The 24755-nt window shown below is 69.6% G+C and carries 21 protein-coding genes; 18 read left to right on the top strand and 3 right to left on the bottom strand.

All coding sequences use genetic code 11. The features are described 5' to 3' along the window. The first annotated feature begins 161 nt into the window (after positions 1 to 161). From ACFVUT_RS07610 to ACFVUT_RS07595, 4 genes are read left to right on the top strand one after another with little or no spacing between them, the layout of a single operon-like run. Positions 162 to 1091 carry an ABC transporter permease gene (locus ACFVUT_RS07610; RefSeq protein ID WP_389643816.1) on the top strand — a complete coding sequence of 310 codons (930 nt, stop codon included), beginning with the start codon at positions 162 to 164 and terminating at the stop codon, positions 1089 to 1091. Next, positions 1084 to 2028 (top strand): ABC transporter permease, encoded by a 945-nt coding sequence (locus tag ACFVUT_RS07605; RefSeq protein WP_389643818.1) that lies wholly within the window; start codon positions 1084 to 1086, stop codon positions 2026 to 2028. Before ACFVUT_RS07610 ends, ACFVUT_RS07605 begins: the two co-directional genes overlap by 8 nt. An 11-nt stretch (positions 2029 to 2039) precedes the next feature. After that, complete coding sequence (locus ACFVUT_RS07600; protein WP_389643821.1) at positions 2040 to 3098, top strand: ABC transporter ATP-binding protein; 1059 nt, start codon at positions 2040 to 2042, stop codon at positions 3096 to 3098. After that, positions 3091 to 4236 (top strand): ABC transporter ATP-binding protein, encoded by a 1146-nt coding sequence (locus tag ACFVUT_RS07595; RefSeq protein WP_389643824.1) that lies wholly within the window; start codon positions 3091 to 3093, stop codon positions 4234 to 4236. Before ACFVUT_RS07600 ends, ACFVUT_RS07595 begins: the two co-directional genes overlap by 8 nt. 113 nt (positions 4237 to 4349) lie before the next feature. Here the strand turns inward: ACFVUT_RS07595 and ACFVUT_RS07590 are convergent, their stop codons facing one another. Further along, on the bottom strand, positions 4350 to 4886 hold the full coding sequence (locus tag ACFVUT_RS07590; RefSeq protein WP_389643826.1) for a hypothetical protein: 537 nt from the start codon (positions 4884 to 4886) through the stop codon (positions 4350 to 4352). A gap of 442 nt (positions 4887 to 5328) precedes the next feature. Between ACFVUT_RS07590 and ACFVUT_RS07585 the strand changes: the two genes are divergently transcribed. The 6 genes from ACFVUT_RS07585 to ACFVUT_RS07560 all read left to right on the top strand — a co-directional run bounded on the left by ACFVUT_RS07585 (position 5329) and on the right by ACFVUT_RS07560 (position 12378). After that, positions 5329 to 6960: an ABC transporter substrate-binding protein gene (locus ACFVUT_RS07585; RefSeq protein WP_389643829.1), complete on the top strand. Its 1632-nt coding sequence runs from the start codon at positions 5329 to 5331 to the stop codon at positions 6958 to 6960. A gap of 115 nt (positions 6961 to 7075) precedes the next feature. Further along, on the top strand, positions 7076 to 7999 hold the full coding sequence (locus ACFVUT_RS07580; protein ID WP_389643831.1) for an ABC transporter permease: 924 nt from the start codon (positions 7076 to 7078) through the stop codon (positions 7997 to 7999). Next, positions 7992 to 8966, top strand: coding sequence for an ABC transporter permease (locus ACFVUT_RS07575; protein ID WP_389643833.1), 975 nt, complete (start codon positions 7992 to 7994; stop codon positions 8964 to 8966). The genes ACFVUT_RS07580 and ACFVUT_RS07575 overlap by 8 nt, the downstream gene beginning before the upstream one ends. Before the next feature lie 13 nt (positions 8967 to 8979). Beyond that, complete coding sequence (locus ACFVUT_RS07570) at positions 8980 to 9957, top strand: ABC transporter ATP-binding protein (RefSeq protein ID WP_389643836.1); 978 nt, start codon at positions 8980 to 8982, stop codon at positions 9955 to 9957. Next, entirely contained in the window at positions 9947 to 11179 is a 1233-nt protein-coding gene (locus ACFVUT_RS07565) for an ABC transporter ATP-binding protein (RefSeq protein ID WP_389643839.1), read from the top strand. Before ACFVUT_RS07570 ends, ACFVUT_RS07565 begins: the two co-directional genes overlap by 11 nt. A 197-nt stretch (positions 11180 to 11376) precedes the next feature. Further along, the gene (locus tag ACFVUT_RS07560; RefSeq protein ID WP_389643842.1) at positions 11377 to 12378 is read left to right on the top strand and encodes a hypothetical protein; all 1002 of its coding nucleotides are present in this window, start codon (positions 11377 to 11379) and stop codon (positions 12376 to 12378) included. 42 nt (positions 12379 to 12420) lie between these two features. Here the strand turns inward: ACFVUT_RS07560 and ACFVUT_RS07555 are convergent, their stop codons facing one another. Then, positions 12421 to 14553 (bottom strand): prolyl oligopeptidase family serine peptidase, encoded by a 2133-nt coding sequence (locus tag ACFVUT_RS07555; RefSeq protein ID WP_389643845.1) that lies wholly within the window; start codon positions 14551 to 14553, stop codon positions 12421 to 12423. A gap of 167 nt (positions 14554 to 14720) precedes the next feature. Here ACFVUT_RS07555 and ACFVUT_RS07550 point away from each other — a divergent pair, with 167 nt between their 5' ends. The 8 genes from ACFVUT_RS07550 to ACFVUT_RS07515 all read left to right on the top strand — a co-directional run bounded on the left by ACFVUT_RS07550 (position 14721) and on the right by ACFVUT_RS07515 (position 22708). Beyond that, on the top strand, positions 14721 to 14915 hold the full coding sequence (locus ACFVUT_RS07550; RefSeq protein ID WP_389643848.1) for a hypothetical protein: 195 nt from the start codon (positions 14721 to 14723) through the stop codon (positions 14913 to 14915). Positions 14916 to 15230: 315 nt separating this feature from the next. Continuing rightward, positions 15231 to 16130, top strand: coding sequence for an N-acetyl-1-D-myo-inositol-2-amino-2-deoxy-alpha-D-glucopyranoside deacetylase (gene mshB, locus ACFVUT_RS07545; protein ID WP_389643851.1), 900 nt, complete (start codon positions 15231 to 15233; stop codon positions 16128 to 16130). After that, positions 16127 to 16573 (top strand): DUF6113 family protein, encoded by a 447-nt coding sequence (locus ACFVUT_RS07540; RefSeq protein ID WP_389643854.1) that lies wholly within the window; start codon positions 16127 to 16129, stop codon positions 16571 to 16573. The genes mshB and ACFVUT_RS07540 overlap by 4 nt, the downstream gene beginning before the upstream one ends. Before the next feature lie 430 nt (positions 16574 to 17003). Next, entirely contained in the window at positions 17004 to 18821 is a 1818-nt protein-coding gene (locus tag ACFVUT_RS07535; RefSeq protein WP_389643857.1) for a hypothetical protein, read from the top strand. 404 nt (positions 18822 to 19225) lie between these two features. Continuing rightward, positions 19226 to 20164: an ABC transporter ATP-binding protein gene (locus tag ACFVUT_RS07530; protein WP_389643860.1), complete on the top strand. Its 939-nt coding sequence runs from the start codon at positions 19226 to 19228 to the stop codon at positions 20162 to 20164. After that, a complete protein-coding gene (locus ACFVUT_RS07525; RefSeq protein WP_389643863.1) occupies positions 20158 to 20913 on the top strand; it encodes an ABC transporter permease in 756 nt (251 codons plus the stop codon). Before ACFVUT_RS07530 ends, ACFVUT_RS07525 begins: the two co-directional genes overlap by 7 nt. After that, a complete protein-coding gene (locus tag ACFVUT_RS07520; RefSeq protein WP_389643866.1) occupies positions 20910 to 22100 on the top strand; it encodes a histidine kinase in 1191 nt (396 codons plus the stop codon). The genes ACFVUT_RS07525 and ACFVUT_RS07520 overlap by 4 nt, the downstream gene beginning before the upstream one ends. After that, positions 22097 to 22708 (top strand): response regulator transcription factor, encoded by a 612-nt coding sequence (locus ACFVUT_RS07515; protein ID WP_389643869.1) that lies wholly within the window; start codon positions 22097 to 22099, stop codon positions 22706 to 22708. The genes ACFVUT_RS07520 and ACFVUT_RS07515 overlap by 4 nt, the downstream gene beginning before the upstream one ends. A 120-nt stretch (positions 22709 to 22828) precedes the next feature. Here the strand turns inward: ACFVUT_RS07515 and ACFVUT_RS07510 are convergent, their stop codons facing one another. After that, a complete protein-coding gene (locus ACFVUT_RS07510) occupies positions 22829 to 24601 on the bottom strand; it encodes a coagulation factor 5/8 type domain-containing protein (RefSeq protein WP_389643872.1) in 1773 nt (590 codons plus the stop codon). Positions 24602 to 24755: the final 154 nt, after the last annotated feature.

The raw sequence follows: 24755 nt of genomic DNA, 5'->3' as shown, positions 1-24755 counted from the left end.
ACGTAGTCCGCGGGCCGGTGCGGGACCGACACTGACATCGGTTTCGCATCAGCCTGCACGCCGTGGCCGGGGGGCCCTTTCCTGACACCGACCACCCCACAGGGGGGCGGTGACGGGGGAGGGCCCGTCCGGCTGCCGCTTGCCACTTACATGGAGGCACCATGGGGCGCTATGTCGCACGACGACTGCTCCAGATGATCCCGGTCTTCCTCGGGACAACTCTGCTGATCTTCCTGATGGTCTACACGCTGCCCGGCGACCCCGTGCGGGGACTCTTCGGGGACAAGGGTGCGGACCCTGCCACCCTGGCCGCCATACGGCATCAACTGGGGCTGGATCAGCCGATCCTGCAGCAGTACTGGAATTACATGACAGGTCTCCTGCACGGTGATTTCGGCACGCAGATCGCCAGTGGCCGTCCGGTGACGGATGTCCTCAGTGACGCGTTCCCGGTTACCCTCCGGCTTGCCAGCATGGCGTTCATCCTCGAAATCGTCGTCGGCATCGGCCTCGGCATGGTCGCCGGTCTCCGGGCCGGCCGCCTCACGGACAACGTGATCCTGGTCTTCACCCTGCTGATCATTTCCATTCCGGTCTTCGTCCTCGGGTTCATCATCAAGACGGTGTTCGCGTTCCAGCTCGGCTGGATCGAGCCGAACGTCTCGGTGGACGCCAACTGGGGCGAACTGCTGGCACCGGCGATCGTGCTCGGATCGCTCTCCCTTGCTTACGTGGCACGTCTGACGCGTACGACGATGGCCGAGAACCTGCGGTCGGACTACATGCGCACCGCCGTGGCCAAGGGACTTCCCAAGCGCCGCATCATCGGTGTGCACCTGATGCGCAACTCGCTCATCCCCGTCATCACCTTCCTCGGCACCGACCTGGGCGCCCTGATGGGCGGCGCGATCATCACCGAGGGCCTGTTCAACGTGAAGGGCGTCGGCGGCACCATCTACGAGTCGATCGTCCGACGCGAGGGCACCACCCTGGTCGGACTCGTCACCATCCTGGTGATCGTCTACCTCGTCATGAGTCTCATCGTCGACCTGCTGTACGCGGTCCTGGACCCGAGGATCCGTTATGCCTGACGCGATCAAGACCGCACCCGCGACCGAAGAGCCGAAGACTGCCGTGGCGGAGCCGGTGGCCGTGAAGTCGGAGAAGCCCCGCAGCCTCTGGGGCGACGCGTGGATCGATCTGCGCACCAACTGGTACTTCATCGTCTCGTCCGTCCTCATCGTGATCCTGCTCGTGATGACGGCGTTCCCGGGACTGTTCACCAGCGCCTCGCCGACCAACGGTGACCTGGTGCACCACTTCCTGAGCAAGCCCGAGCTCGGCAAGATCGGCTCGCCCGAGTGGCTGGGTTACGACGGCCAGGGCCGCAGTGTCTACGCGCGTGTCATCTACGGCACCCGCGCCTCGGTGCTCGTCGGTGTGTCCGTCACCGTGCTCGTGACCGTGTTCGGTGGCCTGATCGGCATGCTGGGCGGCTACTTCGGAGGCTGGGTCGACGCCCTGCTGTCCGGCTTCACCAACGTCTTCCTCGGCCTGCCGTTCCTGCTCGGCGCCATGGTGGTCCTCCAGGCGTTCACCGACCGCACGGTCTGGGTCGTCATCCTGGCCCTCGCGTTCCTCGGCTGGACGCAGATCGCGCGCGTCATGCGCGGCGCGGTCATCACCGTCAAGCAGGCCGACTACGTCCAGGCGGCCAGAGCGCTGGGAGCCGGCACGTCCCGGATCCTGTTCCGGCACATCCTGCCGAACGCCATGGCCCCGGTCATCGTCGTCGCGACCATCTCGCTCGGTGTGTACATCTCGGCCGAGGCGACGCTGTCGTACCTCGGTCTCGGCCTTGCCTCCCCGACCATCTCGTGGGGCATCGACATCTCCGGCGGTGCCAGCCAGATCCGCGTCGCACAGCACATCCTGCTGTACCCGTCGATCATGCTCAGCATCACCGTTCTGGCGTTCATCATGCTCGGCGAAGCCGTCCGCAACGCCCTCGATCCGAAGTCGCGATAAGGAGGGCGTACGTGACTACCATCGACAAGACCGCCGAAGTCCCGGCCGCGCGCTCGGGTGACGACCACGTCGGCCCGTTGCTCGACGTCCGTGACCTGCACGTGGAGTTCCACACCCGCGAGGGTGTGGTCAGGGCCGTCAACGGCGTGAACTACAGCGTCAACGCGGGGGAGACGCTCGCCGTGCTCGGCGAGTCCGGCTCCGGAAAGTCCGTGACGGCGCAGGCCATCATGGGCATCCTCGACATGCCGCCCGGCAAGATCCCGCAGGGCGAGATCCTCTTCCGCGGCCAGGACATGCTGAAGATGTCCCACGAGGAGCGCCGGAAGATCCGTGGCCAGAAGATCGCGATGATCTTCCAGGACGCGCTCTCCTCTCTGAACCCGGTGCTCACCGTCGGCTACCAGCTCGGCGAGATGTTCCGGGTCCACCAGGGCCTGTCCAAGAAGGAAGCCAAGGCCAAGGCCATCGACCTGATGGACCAGGTCAAGATCCCGGCCGCCGCGGCCCGGGTCTCGGACTACCCGCACCAGTTCTCCGGCGGTATGCGTCAGCGCATCATGATCGCCATGGCGCTGGCGCTGGAGCCGGACCTGATCATCGCCGACGAGCCGACGACCGCGCTCGACGTGACCGTCCAGGCCCAGGTGATGGACCTCCTCGCGGAGCTGCAGCGCGAGTACAACATGGGTCTGATCCTGATCACGCACGACCTCGGTGTCGTCGCGGACGTCGCCGACAAGATCGCTGTGATGTACGCGGGCCGGATCGTCGAGACCGCCCCCGTCCACGAGATCTACAAGCGCCCCGCGCACCCCTACACCAAGGGGCTGCTGGAGTCGATCCCGCGCCTGGACCAGAAGGGCCAGGAGCTCTTCGCGATCAAGGGGCTGCCGCCCAACCTGCTCAACGTGCCCACGGGTTGTGCCTTCAACCCGCGCTGCACGATGGCCCAGGACATCTGCCGCACGGAGATTCCGGCGCTGCGTCCGGTGACCGAGCAGGACGGCACCGAGCTGGTCGGCCGCGGCAGCGCCTGCCACTTCTGGAAGGAGACGATCCATGGCTGACATCTCGAAGGAGTCCGTGGACGCCACCCCGAACGTCACCGAAGTGGAGACGGTCGACGCCGCCACCGAGGAGGAGGCGGTCGCCGCGATCGACGCACCGGTGTCGAAGGGCGAGCCCATCCTCCAGGTGCGCAACCTGGTCAAGCACTTCCCGCTGACCCAGGGCATCCTGTTCAAGAAGCAGGTCGGCGCGGTCAAGGCCGTGGACGGCATCTCGTTCGACCTGTACCAGGGCGAGACGCTGGGCATCGTGGGTGAGTCCGGCTGCGGCAAGTCCACCGTCGCCAAGCTCCTGATGACGCTGGAGCGGGCCACCGCCGGCGAGGTCTTCTACAAGGGCCAGGACATCACCAAGCTGTCCGGCCGCGCGCTGAAGGCCGTGCGCCGCAACATCCAGATGGTGTTCCAGGACCCGTACACCTCGCTGAACCCGCGCATGACGGTCGGCGACATCATCGGGGAGACCTTCGAGATCCACCCCGAGGTGGCTCCGAAGGGCGACCGGCGCCGCCGGGTGCAGGACCTGCTGGACGTCGTGGGTCTCAACCCGGAGTACATCAACCGCTACCCGCACCAGTTCTCCGGCGGCCAGCGCCAGCGCATCGGCATCGCCCGCGGCCTCGCGCTCAACCCGGAGATCATCATCTGCGACGAGCCGGTCTCCGCGCTCGACGTGTCGGTGCAGGCACAGGTCATCAACCTGATGGAGAAGCTCCAGGACGAGTTCAACCTCTCCTACCTCTTCATCGCGCACGACCTGTCGATCGTCCGGCACATCTCGGACCGGGTCGGTGTGATGTACCTCGGCAAGATGGCCGAGATCGGTACGGACACGGAGATCTACGACCACCCGACGCACCCCTACACCCAGGCGCTGCTGTCGGCGGTTCCGGTTCCGGACCCCGAGGCCCGCGACCGCCGCGAGCGGATCATCCTCTCCGGTGACGTCCCGTCGCCGGCGAACCCGCCGTCGGGCTGCCGCTTCCGTACGCGTTGCTGGAAGGCCCAGGACAAGTGCGCCACGGAGGTTCCGCTGCTGGCGGTCCCCGAGCGCTTCAAGGTGTCGGACACGCCGGCCGCGCACGAGTCGGCCTGCCACTTCGCCGAGGAGAAGGACGTCGTCGGCGCCGCGTCGTAGGACGAAGGTGTGACGTGAAAGGCCCGGAACCACTGGTTCCGGGCCTTTCGTCATGACCGGCCCACCGTCACCCTCCGCTTGTCTGACGGTGGATCATGCCTGTGGTGCGAGCGTCACGCGTACTGGATGCCCCACAGGTTGGTGCTCTTCTTGACCGGGGCGACGTTGTTGGACTTCTTCCAGACCTTCACCTTCTTGCAGCCACCGCCGGCCTTCGGCTCCAGGCGGTACTTGGTGACGCTGAAGCCCTTGGCCTGGTGGTACATCATCAGGCGACCGCGGCTCTTGCCCTTCTTCTTCTTGACGGTCGCCGCGTAGGTCCAGGTGTCGGACTTCGACCAGGACTTGCCGACGGAGACGCTGAACGAGGTCGAGGCCTTCGCGAAGATGACACCGGCCTCGGCGCCCACGGTCGCGGTGCCGGTGGCCGTCCACGTCCCGGTCTTGTTCTTGGCGTAGCTGATGGTCACACCCGGCTTCGCCCAGTCGCTGTGCACATTGGTCGCGCGCCAGACGGTCTTCTTGTTCCCGATCGAGTAGATGGGGGAGTCGTCGCACTTGGTGCCGGCCGCGGCCGAGCCGGCGGACACCGCCACGACACCGGCGCTCAGCAGCGCGGTGGTGAGAACGGTGCTCAGGACAAGCTTCACGTAGATCCTCCGGATCCGAGGTGTTCTTGTGCGGTACGCGTCACATTCTGGCGAGTAAGTTCGCCGTAATGCATGGGACTTGAGGGGTTATTGAGCTTTGGCGGTGGGGTGCGGACGCTCTCGTGACTTTGCCCCGGCCGGGTGCCGGTCCGGCGGCGTGCGGCCGTCGCGCGCCCGAGGGTCGTCACGGGCCCGTGGGGCGGGCGGTGCGGCCCTGCGGGCGCCGCTCGGCCCCCTTTTTCGCCATGCGGCCTGGTGGGCCGTCAGGCGGCCGCCCCGGCCACCTTCGGCCCGTGCCGCGCCGGCGCGGGCCGTCTTTTCGTCGCACGGAGCACCCGGATCCGTGACACATGCACACGTACGGGCGTAGATAGGGTGCATTGATGTCGTTATGAGGTGATATTGGGCTCTACGTGTGATGAAGACCTAGAGGAGGCACTCCATGCGCGGAGCCACACAGGTCAAGTGGGCCGCATGTGCGGTGGCCGTCGCCCTCGCGGCGACGGCATGCGGCGGAGGGGGCGGCGGTGGTGGTGGCGGCGGTGCCAACGGAATCGTGAGCTCCTCCTGGGGTGACCCGCAGAACCCGCTGGAGCCCGCGAACACCAACGAGGTGCAGGGCGGCAAGGTCCTCGACATGATCTTCCGGGGGCTCAAGAGGTACGACCCGAAGACCGGCGCGGCCACCGACATGCTCGCCGAGAAGATCGAGACCAAGGACAACCAGAACTTCACGATCACCGTGAAGGACGGCTGGACCTTCAGCAACGGCGAGAAGGTCACCGCGAAGTCGTTCGTGGACGCCTGGAACTACGGGGCCCTGCTGAAGAACAATCAGAAGAACGCCTACTTCTTCGGGTACATCGACGGATACGACAAGGTCCACCCCGACACCGGCTCGGCGAGCGCGAACACGCTCTCCGGCCTCAAGCTCGTCGACGACAGGACCTTCAAGGTCAAGCTGTCCCAGAAGTTCTCCCTCTGGCCGGACACCCTCGGCTACCCGGCCTTCGCGCCGCTGCCCAGGGCCTTCTTCACCGACCACGCCGCCTGGCTGTCCAAGCCGGTCGGCAATGGTCCGTACACCATCGACTCGTACGCCAAGGGCTCGTCGATGAACCTGCGCAAGTGGGACGGGTACCCGGGGAACGACAAGGCGCAGAACGGCGGCATCGACCTCAAGGTCTACACCGACAACAACACCGCCTACACCGACCTGACGGCCGGCAATCTCGATCTCGTCGACGACGTGCCCGCCTCGCAGCTGAAGAACGTCGCGTCGGACCTCGGCGACCGGTACATCAACACCCCGGCCGGCATCATCCAGACCCTCTCCTTCCCCTTCTACGACAAGAAGTGGGACACCCCCGGGGGCATCAAGGTCCGGCAGGGCCTGTCGATGGCGATCAACCGCGAGCAGATCACCGATCAGATCTTCCAGAAGACCCGCACCCCCGCCTCGGACTGGACCTCGCCCGTCCTCGGCGCGGAGGGCGGTTTCAAGAAGGGACTGTGCGGCGCGCCCTGCGAGTACAACGCGGCGAACGCCAAGAAGCTGATCCAGGAGGGCGGCGGCATCCCCGGCGGCCAGCTCAAGATCTCGTACAACGCGGACACCGGCTCCCACAAGGAGTGGGTCGACGCGGTCTGCAACAGCATCAACAGGGTGCTGGGCAACAACAAGGCGTGCGTCGGCGGGCCGGTCGGCACCTTCGCCGACTTCCGCAGCCAGGTCTCCCAGCAGAAGCTGACCGGTGCCTGGCGGGCCGGCTGGCAGATGGACTACCCGCTGATCCAGAACTTCCTCCAGCCGGTGTACTACACCAACGCCTCGTCCAACGACGGCAAGTGGAGCAACAAGAAGTTCGACGACCTCGTCAACAAGGCCAACGCCGAGTCCGACAAGGCCAAGGCCGTCACGACCTTCCAGGACGCGGAGCGGGTGATGGTCCAGCAGATGCCCGTCATCCCGCTCTGGTACCAGAACGGCAGCGCCGGCTACTCGGACCGGGTCACCAACGTGTCGCTGAACCAGTTCAGCGTCCCCGTGTACGAGCAGATCAAGGTCAAGTGACCCGTCGAGGCCGGGCGGCCGGTGCCTTCCTGGCACCGGCGCCCGGCTTCCGCATCCCCGCGGCGCGTCATCACCCGGCCCCGCGCCGCCGTCCCCGCGACCCCCGGAGCCCTTCATGGGACGTTATGTGATCCGGCGGCTGCTGCAGATGATCCCGGTCTTCTTCGGCACCACGCTCCTGATCTTCCTCATGGTGAACGTGATGGGTGACCCCATCGCGGGTCTCTGCGGCGAACGCCAGTGCGATCCGTCGACCGCGGCCCGACTCCGAGCGGACTTCGGCCTCGACAAGCCCGTCTGGCAGCAATACGCCACCTACATGGGGAACGTCTTCACCGGCGACTTCGGCACCGCGTTCAACGGGCAGAAGGTCACCGAGCTGATGGCCACCGCCTTCCCCATCACGATCCGGCTCACCATCGTCGCGATCGTCTTCGAGATCGTCATCGGCATCAGCCTCGGTGTCGTCACCGGTCTGCGCCGCGGCCGCCCCGTCGACACCGGCGTGCTCATCCTGACCCTGGTCGTCATCTCCATCCCGACCTTCGTCACCGGCCTGCTGCTCCAGCTCCTCCTCGGAGTGGAGTGGGGCGTCATCAAGCCCTCCGTGTCACCGGAGGCCCCCGTCGACGAACTCATCGTTCCCGGGCTCGTCCTCGCCTCGGTCTCCCTCGCCTACGTCACCCGGCTCACCCGGACCTCGATCGCCGAGAACGCCCGCGCCGACTACGTCCGTACCGCCGTCGCCAAGGGACTGCCCCGCCGCCGCGTGGTCATCCGGCACCTGCTGCGCAACTCCCTGATCCCGGTCGTCACCTTCATCGGCACGGACGTGGGCGCCCTGATGGGAGGCGCGATCGTCACCGAGCGGATCTTCAACATCCATGGCGTCGGCTACCAGCTGTACCAGGGCATCCTGCGCCAGAACTCCCAGACCGTCGTCGGGTTCGTCACCATCCTCGTCCTGGTCTTCCTGGCCGCGAACCTGATCGTCGACCTGCTGTACGCCGTACTCGACCCGAGGATCCGCTATGCCTGAGCAGACACCGGACGAGGCGATCTCGTCGGCCGGAGCGGGAGGTGTGATGGATCTCGCCCTGGAGGAGGGCGCCTCCCTCGACAAGACACCGGGAGGCCCCGAAGGCACCGGCCCGGCGGAGAAACCGCGCAGTCTGTGGTCCGACGCCTGGCGGGACCTGCGCCGCAACCCGGTCTTCATCATCTCCGCGCTGATCATCCTCTTCCTGGTGATCATCTCGATCTGGCCGTCGCTGATCGCGGACCAGGACCCGCTCGACTGCGATCTGGCCAAGGCCCAGCAGGGCTCCCAGCCCGGCCACCCCTTCGGCTTCGACGGACAGGGGTGCGACGTCTACACCCGCACCGTCTACGGGGCCAGGAACTCGGTCACCGTCGGCGTCTGCGCCACCCTGGGCGTCACCCTGCTCGGCGGCGTCCTGGGAGCCCTGGCCGGATTCTTCGGCGGCTGGTGGGACGCGATCCTCTCCCGCATCACCGATGTCTTCTTCGGTATCCCGGTGGTCCTCGGCGGCCTGGTCTTCCTCTCCGTGGTCACCAGCTCCACCGTCTGGCCGGTGATCGGCTTCATCGTGCTGCTCGGCTGGCCGCAGATCGCCCGCATCGCCCGAGGCTCCGTGATCACCGCCAAGCAGAACGACTACGTGCAGGCGGCACGGGCGCTCGGCGCCTCCAACGCGCGGATGATGCTGCGCCACATCACCCCGAACGCCGTCGCCCCCGTGATCGTCGTCGCGACCATCGCCCTCGGTACGTACATCGCGCTGGAGGCGACGCTCTCGTTCCTCGGCGTCGGCCTGAAACCGCCGGCCGTCTCCTGGGGCATCGACATCTCCGCCGCGTCCCAGTACATCCGCAACGCCCCGCACATGCTGCTCTGGCCGGCCGGAGCGCTCGCGATCACCGTGCTCGCCTTCATCATGCTCGGCGACGCGGTGCGCGACGCCCTCGACCCCAAGCTGCGCTGAGGAGCCCGCTGCCATGTTGCTCGAAGTGCGCGATCTGCACGTGGAGTTCCACACCCGCGACGGGGTGGCCAAAGCCGTCAACGGGGTCGACTACTCGGTGGCCGAGGGCGAGACGCTGGCCGTCCTCGGCGAGTCCGGCTCCGGCAAATCGGTGACCGCGCAGGCGGTCATGGGCATTCTCGACATGCCGCCGGGCCGGATCAGCGGCGGCGAGATCCTCTTCAAGGACCGCGATCTGCTGAAGATGAAGAAGGACGAGCGCCGGAAGATCCGCGGCCAGGAAATGGCCATGATCTTCCAGGACGCGCTCTCCTCCCTCAACCCCGTGCTCAGCGTGGGGGAGCAGCTCGGCGAGATGTTCACCGTCCACCACGGCCTGTCCCGCAAGGACGCCAGGAAGAAGGCCGTCGAGCTGATGGACCGGGTCCGCATCCCGGCCGCGAAGGAGCGCGTCGGGAACTACCCGCACCAGTTCTCCGGCGGTATGCGTCAGCGCATCATGATCGCCATGGCGCTGGCGCTGGAACCCTCGCTGATCATCGCGGACGAACCCACCACCGCCCTCGACGTGACCGTCCAGGCCCAGGTGATGGACCTCCTCGCCGAGCTCCAGCGTGAGCTGAACATGGGCCTGATCCTCATCACCCACGATCTCGGCGTCGTCGCGGACGTCGCCGACAAGATCGCCGTGATGTACGCGGGCAGGATCGTCGAGACCGCCCCCGTCCACGAGATCTACCGGGCCCCCGCCCACCCGTACACCAAGGGGCTGCTCCAGTCGATCCCGCGCCTGGACCAGAAGGGCCGGGAGCTGTACGCGATCAAGGGACTGCCGCCCAACCTGCTGCGCATCCCGCCCGGCTGCGCCTTCAACCCGCGCTGCCCGATGGCCCAGGAGATCTGCCGGGGCGAGGTGCCGCCTCTCTTCGAGGTGGCGGAGCACCGCGAGAGCGCCTGCTACTTCTGGAAGGAGACGCTCGATGCGCGCTGAACCGGGAAGCCCCCGCGCGGGCGGCGAACCCATTCTGGAGGTCCGCGACCTGGTCAAGCACTATCCGCTGACCCAGGGCGTCCTGATCAAGAAGCAGATCGGTGCCGTCAAGGCGGTCGACGGGGTCTCCTTCGACCTCGCGGCGGGCGAGACGCTCGGCATCGTGGGGGAGTCGGGCTGCGGCAAGTCGACCGTGGCCAGGATGCTGGTGCATCTGGAAGAGCCGACCGCCGGCGCGATCAGGTACAAGGGCGAGGACATCACCAAGCTGTCGGGGCGCGCCCTGAAGGCCGTGCGCCGCAACATCCAGATGGTGTTCCAGGACCCGTACACCTCGCTCAACCCCCGGATGACGGTCGGTGACATCATCGGGGAGCCGTACGAGATCCACCCCGAGGTGGCCCCGAAGAGTGACCGGCGCCGCAGGGTGCAGGACCTGCTGGACGTCGTGGGTCTCAACCCGGAGTACATCAACCGCTACCCGCACCAGTTCTCCGGCGGCCAGCGCCAGCGCATCGGCATCGCCCGCGGCCTCGCCCTGAACCCCGAGATCATCGTCGCCGACGAGCCCGTCTCCGCCCTCGACGTCTCCGTGCAGGCGCAGGTCGTCAACCTGCTGGACCGGCTCCAGACGGAGTTCGGGCTGAGCTATGTCTTCATCGCGCACGACCTGTCGATCGTCCGGCACATCTCCGACCGGGTGGGCGTGATGTATCTGGGCCGGATCGTCGAGATCGGCACCGACGAGCAGATCTACGACCACCCCACGCATCCGTACACCCAGGCCCTTCTGTCCGCCGTCCCGGTGCCGGATCCGACGGCCCGCCGGCACCGGGAGCGGATCATCCTGCACGGCGATGTCCCCTCGCCCGCCAACCCGCCCTCCGGCTGCCGCTTCCGTACGCGCTGCTGGAAGGCGCAGGAGCGCTGCGAACTGGAGGTGCCGCTGCTGGCGGTCCCGGCGGTCTTCCGGCTGGCGGACACCCCGGCCGCGCACGATTCGGCCTGCCACTTCGCAGAGGAGAAGCGGGTGGTGCCGCCGGAGGGACTGCTGGAGACGCCGGGGGCGACGGTCGTGGAGAAAGCCCGGGGCGAGGAGGGGGCGGAGCTGCCGGAGCGTCAGGGCGACGGGGGTGCGGAGGGGGTGGACCTGCCGGAGGGGCGGGGCGACGGGGGCGACGTCAACGGGCCGCCGCCTGCCGGGAGCGGTCGGGCCGACTGACCGCGCGCACGTTAACGTGCGGGCAACTTGACCGTCGCACGTCCGATATACGAACGCGCCAGCATGGTCTGCGTACGGCCGTGCGGGTGCCGTGAACCGGCCGGGGGACTTCAACGTCCCCCGGCCGGTTGCCCGTTCGCGCACGCTCCGGGTGCACCCCTTGCCCCGCGGGCGGCGACGGTGTGAGGATCGCCGGCGTGATACTCACACGGGGAGCAAGGATCACGGGCGCCGTTCTCTGCGCCCTGCTCGCGGTGATGGTCGCAGGCTGGCTCGTACGGGACTTCACGGCGGTCGGTGATCCCGCGGAACTGGTGCGGTACTGGGCCGGTTACTACGAGGTGCGGCTCTCCGCGGTGCCCACCACCTCCGCCAATGACGTGGCGCTGCTCGTGGTGTATCTCGTCGCCGCCGTCGCGGCCCTGCGGGCCTCGGTGGCCGCCACCGCACTGGTCGCCACCGGAGTGGTGACGCTCGCCGTGCGGCTGCCCGCACTCTGGGGCATCGGTGAGTCCGCGATGAGCACCCGCTTCTCCGACGACCTCCGCACCCGCGCCCTGATCAGCGCCTTCGCGGCCCTCGCGGCGGGCATCGCGCTCATCATCACCGCCGGTGCCGGACGCGGACCCTCGCACGACGTCTCCGAAGGCGCACCGACGCGGCCGGCCCAGGGCGCGAGCGTGACCGCCTTTCTGCTGCTGGGTGCCTCGGGCGCGCTCGTGATCGCCTGGGAGATCCGTCGGATGGTGCGGTTCCCCGTCCTCTTCCCGGAGTGGTACGTGGGCGACAGCCGGATCCTCCAGGGGCTGATCGACCCGCCACCCGGCTGGGTCTCCGCCGTCGTCGCCCTGCTGTGTCTGTTCGCGGCCGTGAGCGCGCTCCCCCGCGCCGTGCACACACGGCCGTTCGGCCTGATCGCCGCCGCCCTGCTGCTGACCGGCGGGGTGACGGGAGTGGCCCGCGCCGCGCACTACCAGATGCTCGACCACTTCGGTGATCTGCCGACCGAGGACCAGCTCACGGTCATGACCTCGATCTTCGAGACGGTCGTCGGTGTGGTGGTGCTCGTCGTGCTGGCCCGGCGGGGCTCCACCGACGCCCCCGACCCGCACCCGCAGGGATACGGCCAGGGGTACGGCTATCCGCGGCCCGGTGTCTTCGGCCCGCCGCCCCCGTCCCAGCCGCCGCCCGGCTGGTGACGGGAGCGGCCGGAACCGGCCGTCGCGCGGGCAGCGGTCAGGTCACCCCGCGAGCCCCAACGACCGCTTCAGGAAGTCCACCTGGAGCAGCAGCAGATTCTCCGCCACCTGCTCCTGCGGTGTCATGTGCGTCACCCCGCTGAGCGGCAGCACCTCGTGCGGGCGTCCCGCCGAGAGCAGTGCCGACGACAGCCTGAGCGCGTGGGCGACCACCACGTTGTCGTCCGCCAGACCGTGGATGATCATCATCGGCCGGGCCTCGTCCGCGGCCTCGGAGAGCCCCTCGTCCGTCAGCACCGAGTTGCGCGCGTACACCTCCGGCTGCTTCGCCGGGTCGCCGAGATAGCGCTCGGTGTAGTGGGTGTCGTACAGCCGCTGGTCGGTGACCGGCGCTCCCACCACCGCCGCGTGGAAGACATCCGGCCGCCGCAGCACGGCCAGGGCCGCCAGGTAGCCGCCGAACGACCAGCCCCGGATCGCCACCTTCCCGAGGTCCAGCGGGAACCGTTCGGCCAGTGCGTGCAGCGCCTCGACCTGGTCGTCCACGGTCAGGACGAGGTCGTTCTTGACGGCCTTCTCCCAGCCCGGTGAACGCCCCGGTGTGCCCCGGCCGTCCGCCACGACCACGGCGAAGCCCTGGTCGGCGAACCACTGCGACGTCAGGTGCGGATTGTGGGCGGCGAGCACCCGCCGGCCGTGCGGGCCGCCGTAGGGATCCATGAGGACCGGAAGCGGGCCGTCCGACTCCTTGTACCCCTCCGGGAGCAGCAGGGCGCACGGAATCCGGCGTGCGCCCCCCTCGGTGAGGCGAACCCGTGCCGACAGGACCGGCTCCTGCGCGTGGCTCGCGACGGTGGCGATCCGCTTGCCGTCCCGGAGCACGTCGGCACGGGCCCCCGGCCGTTCGGGCGTGTGGGAGACCAGCACCGTCACGCCGCCCGCGCGGACGGCCGAATGCACCCCCACCTCCTCGGAGACGCGTTCGACGCCGAGTTCGTTGACCCGGTACACATGGCTTTCACCGATCTCCGGATCGGCGGCCTCCTCACCCGCCGACGCCGAGATCAGGACATCCGACTCGCCGATGTCCAGCACCGCCTGGAGCTGCAACTGCGCCCCGGTCAGCAGCCGGTCACCGACCGCGAGGACCCGTGCCCCGCCTTCGTCCGCGATCCGCACGAGCCGACCGTCCGGCGCCCAGGCGGGCACGCCAGGGAAGATTTCCAGCCAGATCGGGTCCTCGTCCACATGCACCGTCCGCGTCGCACCGCTCTCGGTGTCCACCGCGAGGAAGAGCTGGCTCTGCTGGTCCCGGGCCTGCACGAGCAGCAGGGGAGCCCCGGCCGACGACCAGTGCACCTGAGCCAGATACGGGTGGCGCGCCCGGTCCCAGACCACTTCGGTACGGGAGCCGTCCAGCCCCACCACGAAGAGCCGCACGTCCGCGTTGGGCGTTCCCGCCGCCGGATAGGCGACCTCGGCCGGCTTGCGGTCGGGGTGCGCGGGGTCCGCGATCCACCACCGTCGCACGGGGCTGTCGTCGACGCGTGCGACCAGCAGCCGGTCCGACTCCGGCGACCACCAGAAGCCCCGCGAGCGCTGCATCTCCTCGGCCGCGATGAACTCCGCGAGGCCGTAGGTGACCTGTCCGTCCTCCGGCTCCACGAGCGCCCGGTCCCCGTCGCCCTCGGCGCCGATGAGGCGCAGCGCGCCCTTCGACACGTACGCGACGTGGCGCCCGTCCGGCGACGGCCGCGGGTCGATCACCGGGCCCGGCACCGGCAGCGCGCGCGCCGTACCCGCCCGCAACTCCGCGACGTACACCTTCCCTGAGAGGGCGAAGGCGGCCAACTCGGCCGCCGCGTCGACCGCGTAGCCGACGATCCCCGAAGAACCCTCACGGCTGCGCTCGCGCCGGGCCCGCTCCTGGGGCGAGAGGCGCTCGGCCGAACCACCGAGCAGCCGCTCCGGATCGGCGACGAGACGCTCCTTCGGCGTACCGTTCGCCGGCAGGTCCAGCACCCACAGCCGGCCCGTCCGGTCCGTGCCGGAGCCCGACCGCAGGAAGACGACCCGTTCACCGTCGGGTGAAACGGTGAACGAGCGGGGTGCGCCGAGGGTGAATCGCATCGTCCTGGCGTGCTGACGGGGAAATGAGAGCTTCTGCGAAGTCATGGGCCCGAACCTAGTCCCCGACCGCTCGGTCGTGCGCCCCTCGTGCTGCTGTGCCCCGATCAATGCGGTGGCACGGATAGTTATGATCCGTAGCGCCCGGTGGGTATGAACCTGCTGGCTCCCTGTGTGCCGCCCCGACCCGACCGTACTGATGGAGGTGAACCGCCGTGGCACTCTCGATTTCGGCGGTGGTGCTGCTGGCGATCGTCGTCTTCCTGCTGATCCGGAAAGCCGGACTGAAGGGCGGACATGCGGCGGTCTGCGCGCTGCTCGGTTTCTATCTGGCCAGTTCGTCCATTGCGCCCACCATCTCGGACCTGACCACGAATGTGGCCGGAGTGATCGGAAGTATCAAGTTCTGATCCCGGTTCGTCGGCGGCCCGTGTGCAGGTGTGATCGGCTCCGGGCCCTGCCGTCGAATCGTCGTCTGTCGAATCGCGTCCGTCGAATCGCCGTCTGTCGAATCGCGTCCGCTGAATCGTCGTCCGTCGGATGGTCGTCCGTTGCGCGGCGTGCGGTGAGTACCCGCACCGAAGTGGCGGATTCGTCCATATATGTTCGGTGTGGGGGTGGTTCATTGCCTTGCGGGTGCACGGACCGGCCGCCGCACCGCCCTTCGGGCGACGACGGCACTCCGGCGGCAGAGCGGGGTGCGTCCGGCTCGTAGGGTGGTCCCCATGACGGACCATCCCGCCCGGCGTCTTCTCCTGGTGCACGCGCACCCGGACGACGAGTCGATCAACAACGGCGTCACCATGGCCAGGTACGCCGCCGAAGGTGCCCAGGTCACCCTGGTGACCTGCACGCTCGGCGAGGAGGGCGAGGTCATCCCGCCCGCGCTCGCCCATCTCACGGCAGACCGGGACGACACCCTGGGGCCGTACCGCCGGGGCGAACTCGCCGCCGCGATGAAGGAACTCGGGGTCACCGACCACCGCCTCCTCGGCGGCCCGGGCCGCTTCCGCGACTCCGGAATGATGGGCTCCGAGCAGAACGACCGCCCCGGCGCCTTCTGGAGCGCCGACGTGGACGAAGCAGCCGGGTACCTCGTGCAGGTGATCCGCTCGGTGCGCCCGCAGGTCCTCGTCACCTACGACCCCGACGGCGGCTACGGGCACCCCGACCACGTCCAGGCGCACCGTGTCGCGATGCGCGCGGCGGAACTCGCCGCCGATCCCGCGTACCGCACCGGAGCGGGTGCGGTGCACACCGTGGCCAAGATCTACTGGAACCGGGTGCCGCGTCCGGTCGCCGAAGAGGGCTTCGCGCGTCTGCGGGACACGGCGCCGGACGCCTTCCCGGGGATCGCCGCCATCGACGACGTCCCGGGTGTCGTCGACGACCTGGGGATCACCGCGCAGATCGACGGCTCCGCCCACGCGGCGGCCAAGGCCGCGGCGATGCGGGCCCACGCCACACAGATCTCGGTGGACGGCCCGTTCTTCGCCCTCTCCAACGATCTCGGCCAGCCGCTCCTCACCACCGAGTACTACGAGTTGGCGCAGGGCGCCTCGGGGGCCCCGCAAGGGGCGCGCGAGGACGATCTGTTCGCCGGGGTACCGGGAGCGGAGCGATGAGCGGCGGAAAGCAGCGCGCCTCGCGCCCCGGCCCGCCCCCCGGGGACATCCGGCCCACCGGCCTCGCCGCACCCCTCAACCCCGGGCGGATCGCCGCCTATGTGGGCCTCGCGGTCCTCGGCGCGCTCGTCGGCATCGCCGGGGCACTCGTCCAAGCCGCCTGGTTCCCCGGCGGATTGCTGCTTGCGCTGCTCGCCTGCGCGGGACTGTTCTACGGCGGACGCTGCCTCTTCGGCACCCAGCTCGGCGCGCTGGCACCCGCGGCGGGCTGGCTGATTTCGGTCGTTCTTCTGCTGGGTGGCAGACCGGAGGGTGACTATGTCTTCGGCGACGAACTGGGCCTCACCCTTTTCCTGCTGGGCGGGATGGCGATCGCTGTGATCTGTGCCACCATGTCGCGGTCGCCCCAACCGGGCGTCGGCAGCGGCAGACCTGGCAAGTAATGTGCCACCTCCGATCCCGTAATGCCCCCTGGCCGCCCGGTGGTCGCACCGTCCTTTCCCCCGGTCGCGGGGTGTGTGCCGGCGGCGGCCAGTATGGTGGTTCGCGCGCCGAGCCGTCCCCTGGCCTGCGGCATGGGGGAAGTACGGGCGGCGGAGCCAATCGGGAGAACCTGCTTTGAGTCGTGAAACTGACAGTTCGTCCTCCGGGCCCCAGGGGCGCGGAGGAGCCGCGTACCCTTCGGGGACGCCGCCGTACGGATCCCGCCAGTATCCGTCGCTGCACCCTTCGCAGGACGCCCCGGAGGGGGCCCCGGAGCCTGCGGACCCGCCCCGGCCCGAGGAGCCGAGGACCGAGACGACGCTGACGACGCGCATCCGGATCAACATTCCGGGCTCGCGTCCCATCCCGCCGGTCGTCATGCGTACGCCCATGAATGACGCCGACGCCGCGGACGCCGAGCGCACGGGCAGCATTCCGCGGCCCAGCTCGCCCCCGACAGGCGGTGCGGCCGACGCCGTGCCGGGCGCCGAGGCGAGAGCCGCCGCCGCGCCCGTGGAACCGGCTGCCGACAAGCCGGCCCGGGAGAAGAGCAACAGCGACTGGTTCGCCCCGCGCAAGGCCCCCACGAACACCTCGGTCGTCGGCGGTGGCCCGGCCGGTGGCGCCGACGCCCCCACGGGCGCCGTGCCCACCCCGCCCCGCGCCGACCTGCCGTACTTCTCGGACGGCCCGCAGCGCACCGGCGGCGAGGACGCCCCGCTCCCCGGCGGCGCGTCCGACGAGTTCCGCCCGGGTGGACCCGCGGGCGGCGCCGACGGCTCGCGCCCCACCCCGAACCTCGGCGTGCGCACGCCCGGCCCCTCCGGCCCCACCACGGGCCCGGGCTCCGGCACCTCGTCCCTCACCCCGAACCTCGACGCGGCGGGCGGCCCCGGCGGTCCGCGCGGCGCCGGTGGTCCCGCGGGCCCGAAGGGTTCCGGCGTCCCCGGTGGCGTGGTCCCGCGGATGTCCGACGACACGGCGGTGCTCACGCCCCAGTTCGCGGCCCCGGCCTCCGGCGGTCCGGGCGGCAACGTCTCCGGTGACACGCTCACCAGCGGCATCCCCGTCGTTCCGCCGGAGCGCCGCGCGCCGTCCCTGTTCCCGACCCCGGGCGGTCCGGGTGGCGGGCGGTCCGATCTGACGTCCCGTGTCCCGGACGACGCGATGGGCACCGGACCGGCAGGCCCGGGCGGTCCCGCCGCCCCGTCGTCCACCTCCACGCCCGCCGCCGCCCCGGCCCCCGCGCCCGCGAAGAAGAAGGGCCGCTCCAAGCTGGTCCTCCTCTGTGCCGGAGTCGTCGCCCTGTTCGGCGTCGCCTACGGTGCCGGGCTGCTGGTGAACCACTCCGACGTTCCCAAGGGCACCACCGTCCTAGGTGTCGACATCGGCGGCGGCACGAAGGAGGAGGGCGTCATGAAGCTGGACGCCGCCCTCGGCAAGCGCGCCGTGGCCCCCCTCGAACTGTCCGTGGACGGCAAGAAGGCCCAGCTGGTGCCGGACAAGGCCGGACTCGGCCTGGACAGCCAGCAGACCGTGCGCTCCGCCGCGGGCAGTGACTACAACCCCGTCTCCGTCATCGGCTCCCTCTTCGGCGGCAAGCGCGCCGTCGACCCGGTGATCCCGGTCGACGAGGAGAAGCTCGGCGTCGCGCTGACGGATCTGGCGGGCGCCTCGGGCTCGGCCAACGAGGGCACGATCACCTTTGAGCCGGGCAAGGTCGTCGCCGTACCCGGGAAGGCCGGCAAGGCACTGGACGTCAACCAGTCGATGATCTCGGTGCGCGACGCCTACCGGGCCCAGGTGCAGACCGGCCGGAGGACCACCGTCCAACTGCCCCTCACCACCCGCGAGCCCACCATCGGCCAGGCCGAACTGGACCGGGCGATGAAGGAGTTCGCGCAGCCCGCGATGTCCGGCCTGGTCACCATCAAGGCCGGTGCCAAGCAGATCCAGTTCGGCCCGGCGAAGTCGCTGCCGCAGATCCTCACGATGGTGCCGGTCAAGGGCACGCTCGTCGAGCACTACGACAAGCAGGCCATCGACACCCTCTGCGAGGGCGTGTTCGACGGCATCATGATCACCAAGGGTGACGGCAAGAAGCACCAGCTCAGTGCGGACGACGTGGCGCATGCCATGCAGACCGCGCTGCTCGGCAAGACCCCCGCCGAGCGGACCGTCACGATCAACCTGGACGGCAACGGATAGCCGCCCGCCGCGGCACCCCGCACCGCCGCGGCACCCCGCACCGCACGCCCGCCCCCGCCCGGATCCCCGGCCGGGGGCGGCGTCGTTCCCGGCGGACGCCGACGCGGACGCGGACGCCGACGCGGACGCGGACGCCGACGCGGACGCCGACGCCGACGCGGACGCCGACGCCGACGCGGACGCCGACGCCGACGCGGACGCGGACGCGGACGCCGATGCCGACGCGGGGCGGGACGGTCACGTACCCCGCAGGTCAGCAGACAGGCGTCAGGTACGGCGCGGCATCCGTCCAGGCACGGTGCCGGCACGACGACGGCGTCATGCGCGCGGCATGACATCTGTCATCCCGTTTTCACGATCCGCGACCCTGCCGGACGCACCCCGCCCCCCGGCACGCTGGACACATGACAACGACAGCAACCGAGGCCACCCCGGCGAAGACCGCCGTGGTCCGCTTCGACCAGGTCAGCAAGGCGTACGGAGAGGTACGGGCCGTCGACGGACTCACCCTCGAACTGCACCCCGGCGAGACCGTGGCGCTCCTCGGACCCAACGGTGCCGGAAAGTCCTCCACCCTGGACCTGCTCCTCGGCCTGCGCACCGCCGACTCCGGTTCCGTCCAGGTGTTCGGCACGACTCCGCAGAACGCCATCGCGGCGGGCCGCGTGGGCGCGATGCTGCAGAGCGGCGGTCTGATGGAGGGCGTCACGGTCGGGGAACTGGTCCGGCTGGCCTGCGATCTGCACCCCCGGCCCCATCCGGTGGGCGAGGTGCTGGCCCGGGCCGGTATCACGCAGTTCGCAGACCGACTGGTCAACAAGCTCTCCGGCGGGCAGGAACAGCGCGTACGGTTCGCGCTCGCCACCGCCGGGGCCAACGACCTGATCGTCCTCGACGAGCCGACCACCGGCATGGACGTCACCGCGCGCCAGGCCTTCTGGGCCACCATGCGCGAGCAGGCCGATCAGGGCCGCAGCGTCCTGTTCGCCACCCACTACCTCGAAGAGGCCGACGCGATCGCCGACCGTGTCCTCGTCCTCCACAAGGGCCGGCTGCTCGCCGACGGCACCGCCGCCGAGATCAAGGCGAGGGCCGGAGCCCGGCGGATCTCCTTCGAGCTGGAGGGCCCGGTCGACGAGGGGGCGCTGCGCGCGCTGCCGTTCCTCTCCGCGCTCGACATCACCGGCCGCCGGATCCGGATCCAGTCGCGCAACGCCGACGCGACGGTCCACGCCGTCTACGCGCTCGGCCTCTACCCGCGCACACTCGAAGTCGCGGGGCTCGGCCTGGAACAGGCCTTCGTCGCCATCACCGAGGCCGAGGAGGCCAGGACCACATGCTGAAGCTTTTCTCAGGGGCTCTCATCAGGCTCGAAGTGACCCGCACCCTGCGGAACAAGAAGTTCATGTTCTTCTCGGTCATCTATCCGTCGGTGATCTATCTGCTGATCTCCAGCACCCAGAACACGACCGACACCGTCCCGCACAGCGACCTGACCCTCCAGGCCTTCTTCATGGTCTCGATGGCCTCCTTCGGAGCGCTGACCGCCGTCCTCATGGGCAACAGCGAACGCATCGCCAAGGAGCGCGAGAAGGGCTGGGTCCGCCAGCTCCGGCTCACCGCGCTGCCCAGCCGCAGTTATGTCCTGGCGAAGATCGCCGGTGCCGCCATCGTCACGCTGCCGTGCATCGTCGTCGTGTTCCTCGTCGCGGCCGGCGTCAAGCACGTACGGCTGGACGCCTGGCAGTGGTGCGCGCTGGCCGGGGTCATCTGGGTCGGTTCACTGGTCTTCGCCGCGCTCGGGGTCGCCATCGGCTACGTCGCCAGCGGTGACGCGGTCCGCCCGATCACCATGATCGTCTACTTCGGGCTCTCCATCCTCGGCGGCCTGTGGATGCCCAGCACGACCTTCCCGCAGTGGCTGCGGAACATCTCGGAGTGGCTTCCCACCCACGCGTACGCTTCTCTCGGCCAGGCGATCGAGGCGGGCGGCTCGCCGCACGCCAAGGACGTCGCCCTCCTCTGCGGCTACTTCCTGGTCTTCGCGGGCGCCGCTGCCTGGCTCTATCGGAAGGACACCCTGAAGGCGTGAAGGACGACGAGACGGCAGTGGGCATCGGGCGCCCGCCCACGGAGCGCCGCCAGTTCGCGATCAAGCTGCTGTGGATCGGTATCTGGCTCGCGTTCATGACCGCTCCGGTCAGGGACCTCGCCGACGGTGACCACTCCGGATGGGCGACGGCTTTCGGAGTCCTCGGCCTGGTGGTGTTCGTCGGGGCCTATCTCGTGCTGGTGTTCCGCCAGACGGCGAGGGACCTGGACCGGCGTCTCGTGCAGTCCGCGATCGCCTTCCTCGGCGCCCTCGCCGTGGTGCTCTCCCTGACACTCGGCACCTCGTGGCTGGTCCTGTTCGTGTACGTGGCGGTCTCCGTCGGCGCCTCCATGCCGTTCAGGACGGCTTGCTGGCTGATCCCCGGCGTCACCGCCGTCATGGCCGGCGTCGGCCTGACCGGCGACCACCCCGGCGAGATCATCACCACCCTCGCCTTCCCGGCCCTGCTCGGCGGGTTCTCGATGACCGGAGTGCGGCAGCTGATCCGTACGACGGTCCAGCTGCGCGAGGCCCGCGCGACCGTCGCCCAGCTCGCCGCCAACGAGGAGCGGCTCAGGCTCGCCCGCGATCTGCACGACCTCCTCGGCCACTCGCTCTCCCTCATCACGCTCAAGAGCGAACTGGCCGGGCGGATGCTCCCCGACCACCCGGAGCGGGCCGCCGCCCAGATCGCCGATATCGAACAGGTCAGCCGCCAGGCCCTGGTCGACGTGCGCGGCGCCGTCACCGGCTACCGCCGGCCGACCCTGCCCGGCGAACTGGCCGGAGCCCGTACCGCACTCGCCGCCGCCGGCATCGCCGCCGACGTCCCGGCCGAGGTCCCGGCAGAGATCGCCGACGGCGTCCCCGAGAAGCAGGAGGAGGCGCTCGCCTGGGCGCTCCGGGAGGCGGTCACCAATGTCGTACGCCACAGCGGCGCCCGGCACTGCACCGTCACCCTCACCCCGCGCCAGACCCTCGGCGGCCGGATCCTCGAACTCGGCGTCGTGGACGACGGCGTCGGAGCCGCCGGGACGGAACCGGGCAACGGCCTCACCGGCATCGCCGAACGCCTCGCGGCGGTCGACGGCACACTCTCCATCCGGGTCGCCGACTCCCGCTCCGGCAAGGGCTTCGGCCTGACCTTGAGTGTTCCGCTGGGTTCCGGCCTAGGATCCACGGAATGAGCATGATCAGACTCCTCCTCGCCGAGGACCAGTCCATGGTGCGCGAGGCCCTCGCGGCACTCCTCGGCCTGGAACCCGACATCGAGGTGGTCGCCCAGGTCGCCCGGGGCGACGAGGTGCCGGCCGCGGCCCGCGAGCACCGGGTCGATGTGGCGCTCCTGGACATCGAGATGCCGGGCATGACCGGTATCGACGCGGCGGCGGCCCTGCGGCGCGAACTCCCGGACGTGAAGATCGTCATCGTCACGACCTTCGGCCGCCCCGGCTATCTGCGCCGCGCCATGGAGTCGGGCGCCGACGCCTTCCTGGTGAAGGACGCCCCCGCCGTCCAACTGGCGGCGGCGGTACGCAAAGTGCTCGCGGGGGAGCGGGTCATCGACCCCACGCTCGCGGCGGCCGCGCTCGCCGACGGGGCGAGCCCGCTCACCGACCGCGAACGCGATGTGCTGCGCACGGCGGCGGACGGCTCCACCAACGCGGAGATCGCCGCCGCGCTCCACCTCTCGCAGGGCACGGTCCGCAACTACCTCTCCACGGCGATCCAGAAGCTGGCCGCCCGCAACCGCGCCGAGGCGGTCCGCATCGCCCGCGAGAAGGGCTGGCTGTAGAGCGGACGCGACCGGGACGCGCGTGCGCCGACGGGTGACCAGGGGGCCTGCGGCCCGGCGTGACGTCGTACGCGGGCCCCGGCCGCCGTCACCGCGACCGGGGCCCGCTCCGTCCCCCGGCTAAGGGAACGACACCACCTGCGACGGAACGGTGCTCGTCCCGGACGTGGCGGATCCGGTGTCGTTGATGACGTGCTCGTACTGCCCCTGGCCGCCGAGCGAGACCACCAGCAGGTCGTGGAACCGTACGCCCGGCTTCACGGGCACCTCGAAGCCACGGTCCTGACGGATCGTCGGGTCGACGTTGTAGTAGCAGTAGCTGCCCAGGCCCCACCCTTCGTGGGTGGTGACGGAGTCGTCGACCTTGTAGGCCGCGAACCCCTTGATGCTGCCGTTCTGGATGGCGGCCTGGTTCGGGGCGTCGTACGCCTTCTCGTTCTGGAAGAAGATCGTCCGGCCGTTCTCGCCGGCCCACTCGACGTCGTACTTGTTGAAGTGCTCCACGAACAGCCCGGTGGCCAGCACGTTGTCACCGTTGACCCGGAGCCCGTAGTCCGCCCGGTTGGTCTCCCAGCCCACGCCGTCGCCGTGGTCGGCCCGCCACAGCCAGGTGTGGTCGATGATCGTGTCGTTGCTGTTCACGACGACGGCGGTGGTCGCCCTGCCGGGACCGGCCCCGCCGATGCGTACGAACACGTCCTGGAGCGAGGTCGGGTTGGCCGCGTGGGAGGCGGACGCGCCGTCGGGGCCGACTTCGATCAGCCGGTCCGAGGTGGCCGTACCGGCGTCGACGAGCAGCCCGGCCAGCTTCACGCCGTCCACGTCGCCCACCCTGATGGCCGTGACCCCGTTGTCCGGGATGATGGTCGCGAGACCCAGGCCGAGCACGACCGTGTCGGCGCGGTCGATGGTGAGGGGCTGGTCGACGTGGTAGACGCCGGGGGTGAAGAGCAGATGCAGCCCCTGCCGCACCGCCTCGTTGATGGTGGCGGCGCTCGCTCCCGGCTTCACCACGTAGAACTGGTCCAGCGGTATCGACTCGCCCTGCGGTGTGCCGTTGCCCCATGAAGTGCCGCGCGCGTTGGTGCGCTTGGCGGGCACGAACACCTTGTACGCGTCGCCGTCGAGGTACAGGAACGGCTTCTCGCGCGAGACGGGGGTGGTGTCGAGCGTGGTGTACGGAGGCTCCGGGAAGCTCTGCGCGGGCGCGCCCTCGACACCGGAGAACGTCATGTTCCAGACGCCGTTGAGCCAGCCGCCGACCGAGCTGTCGCGGGTGTACCACTGCTGCTGGGAGTACGGTGCGACCTGGCCGTCGATCCTGCTGTCGGCGATGTAGCCGCCACTGGCCCAGCCGTAGCCGTCGGGTGCCAGATTCAGCCCGCCCCGGACGTGCATCCGCCGGAACGGGGCGGCCTGGGACACGGCCCAGCGGTCCGTGCCGTTCACCGGGTTGAGCGCCAGGTTCTCCGCCGAGCGCCAGAAGTTCTGCGTGGCGTTTCCGTTGAACCACCCGGCGTCGACCGTCACATCGCCGTTGAACGTGGTGTCGTCCGGGTTCAGCCCGAGACCCGCGATCGACGTGTAGAAGCCGATCTGCGCGTTGATGTTGTTGTACGTGCCCGGCTTGAACAGCAGCGCGTAGCGGCCGTCGCCGAACTGCGCCGACTCCTGCCGCTTGAAGACGTCGTCGACCTTGGCCTGGATGTCGGGCGTGGAGGGGTCGAAGACCATGACGTTGGGGCCGAGATCGCCCCCGCCCGGGACGAGCGGCATGTCCTGACCGGACGCGGCCCGGGCGGTCGAGGCGGTCATGAGGAGTGCGACGGCGAGCGCGGCCAAGCCGAGCGCTCTGTACCGGCGGTGTGAGGATGCTGTGGGGGGAGCCTGCATGGGAACACGTCTCCTGAGTCGTGGTACGGGTGCACGACAGATGGACGAGAGAGCGCTCTGAGAGCGCTCTCTCATGGCTGTCGATGGTTCCGTTGTTGTGCAGGACACGTCAATAGGTGTGAAGGGGTGCGCTCGGTGGATCCACCTTGAGGGC

Source organism: Streptomyces sp. NPDC058051 (assembly GCF_042885475.1).
Taxonomy (GTDB): Bacteria; Actinomycetota; Actinomycetes; order Streptomycetales; family Streptomycetaceae; genus Streptomyces.
Note: the sequence above shows the minus strand (reverse complement) of the source record. Positions and strands in the feature narration are given on the sequence as shown.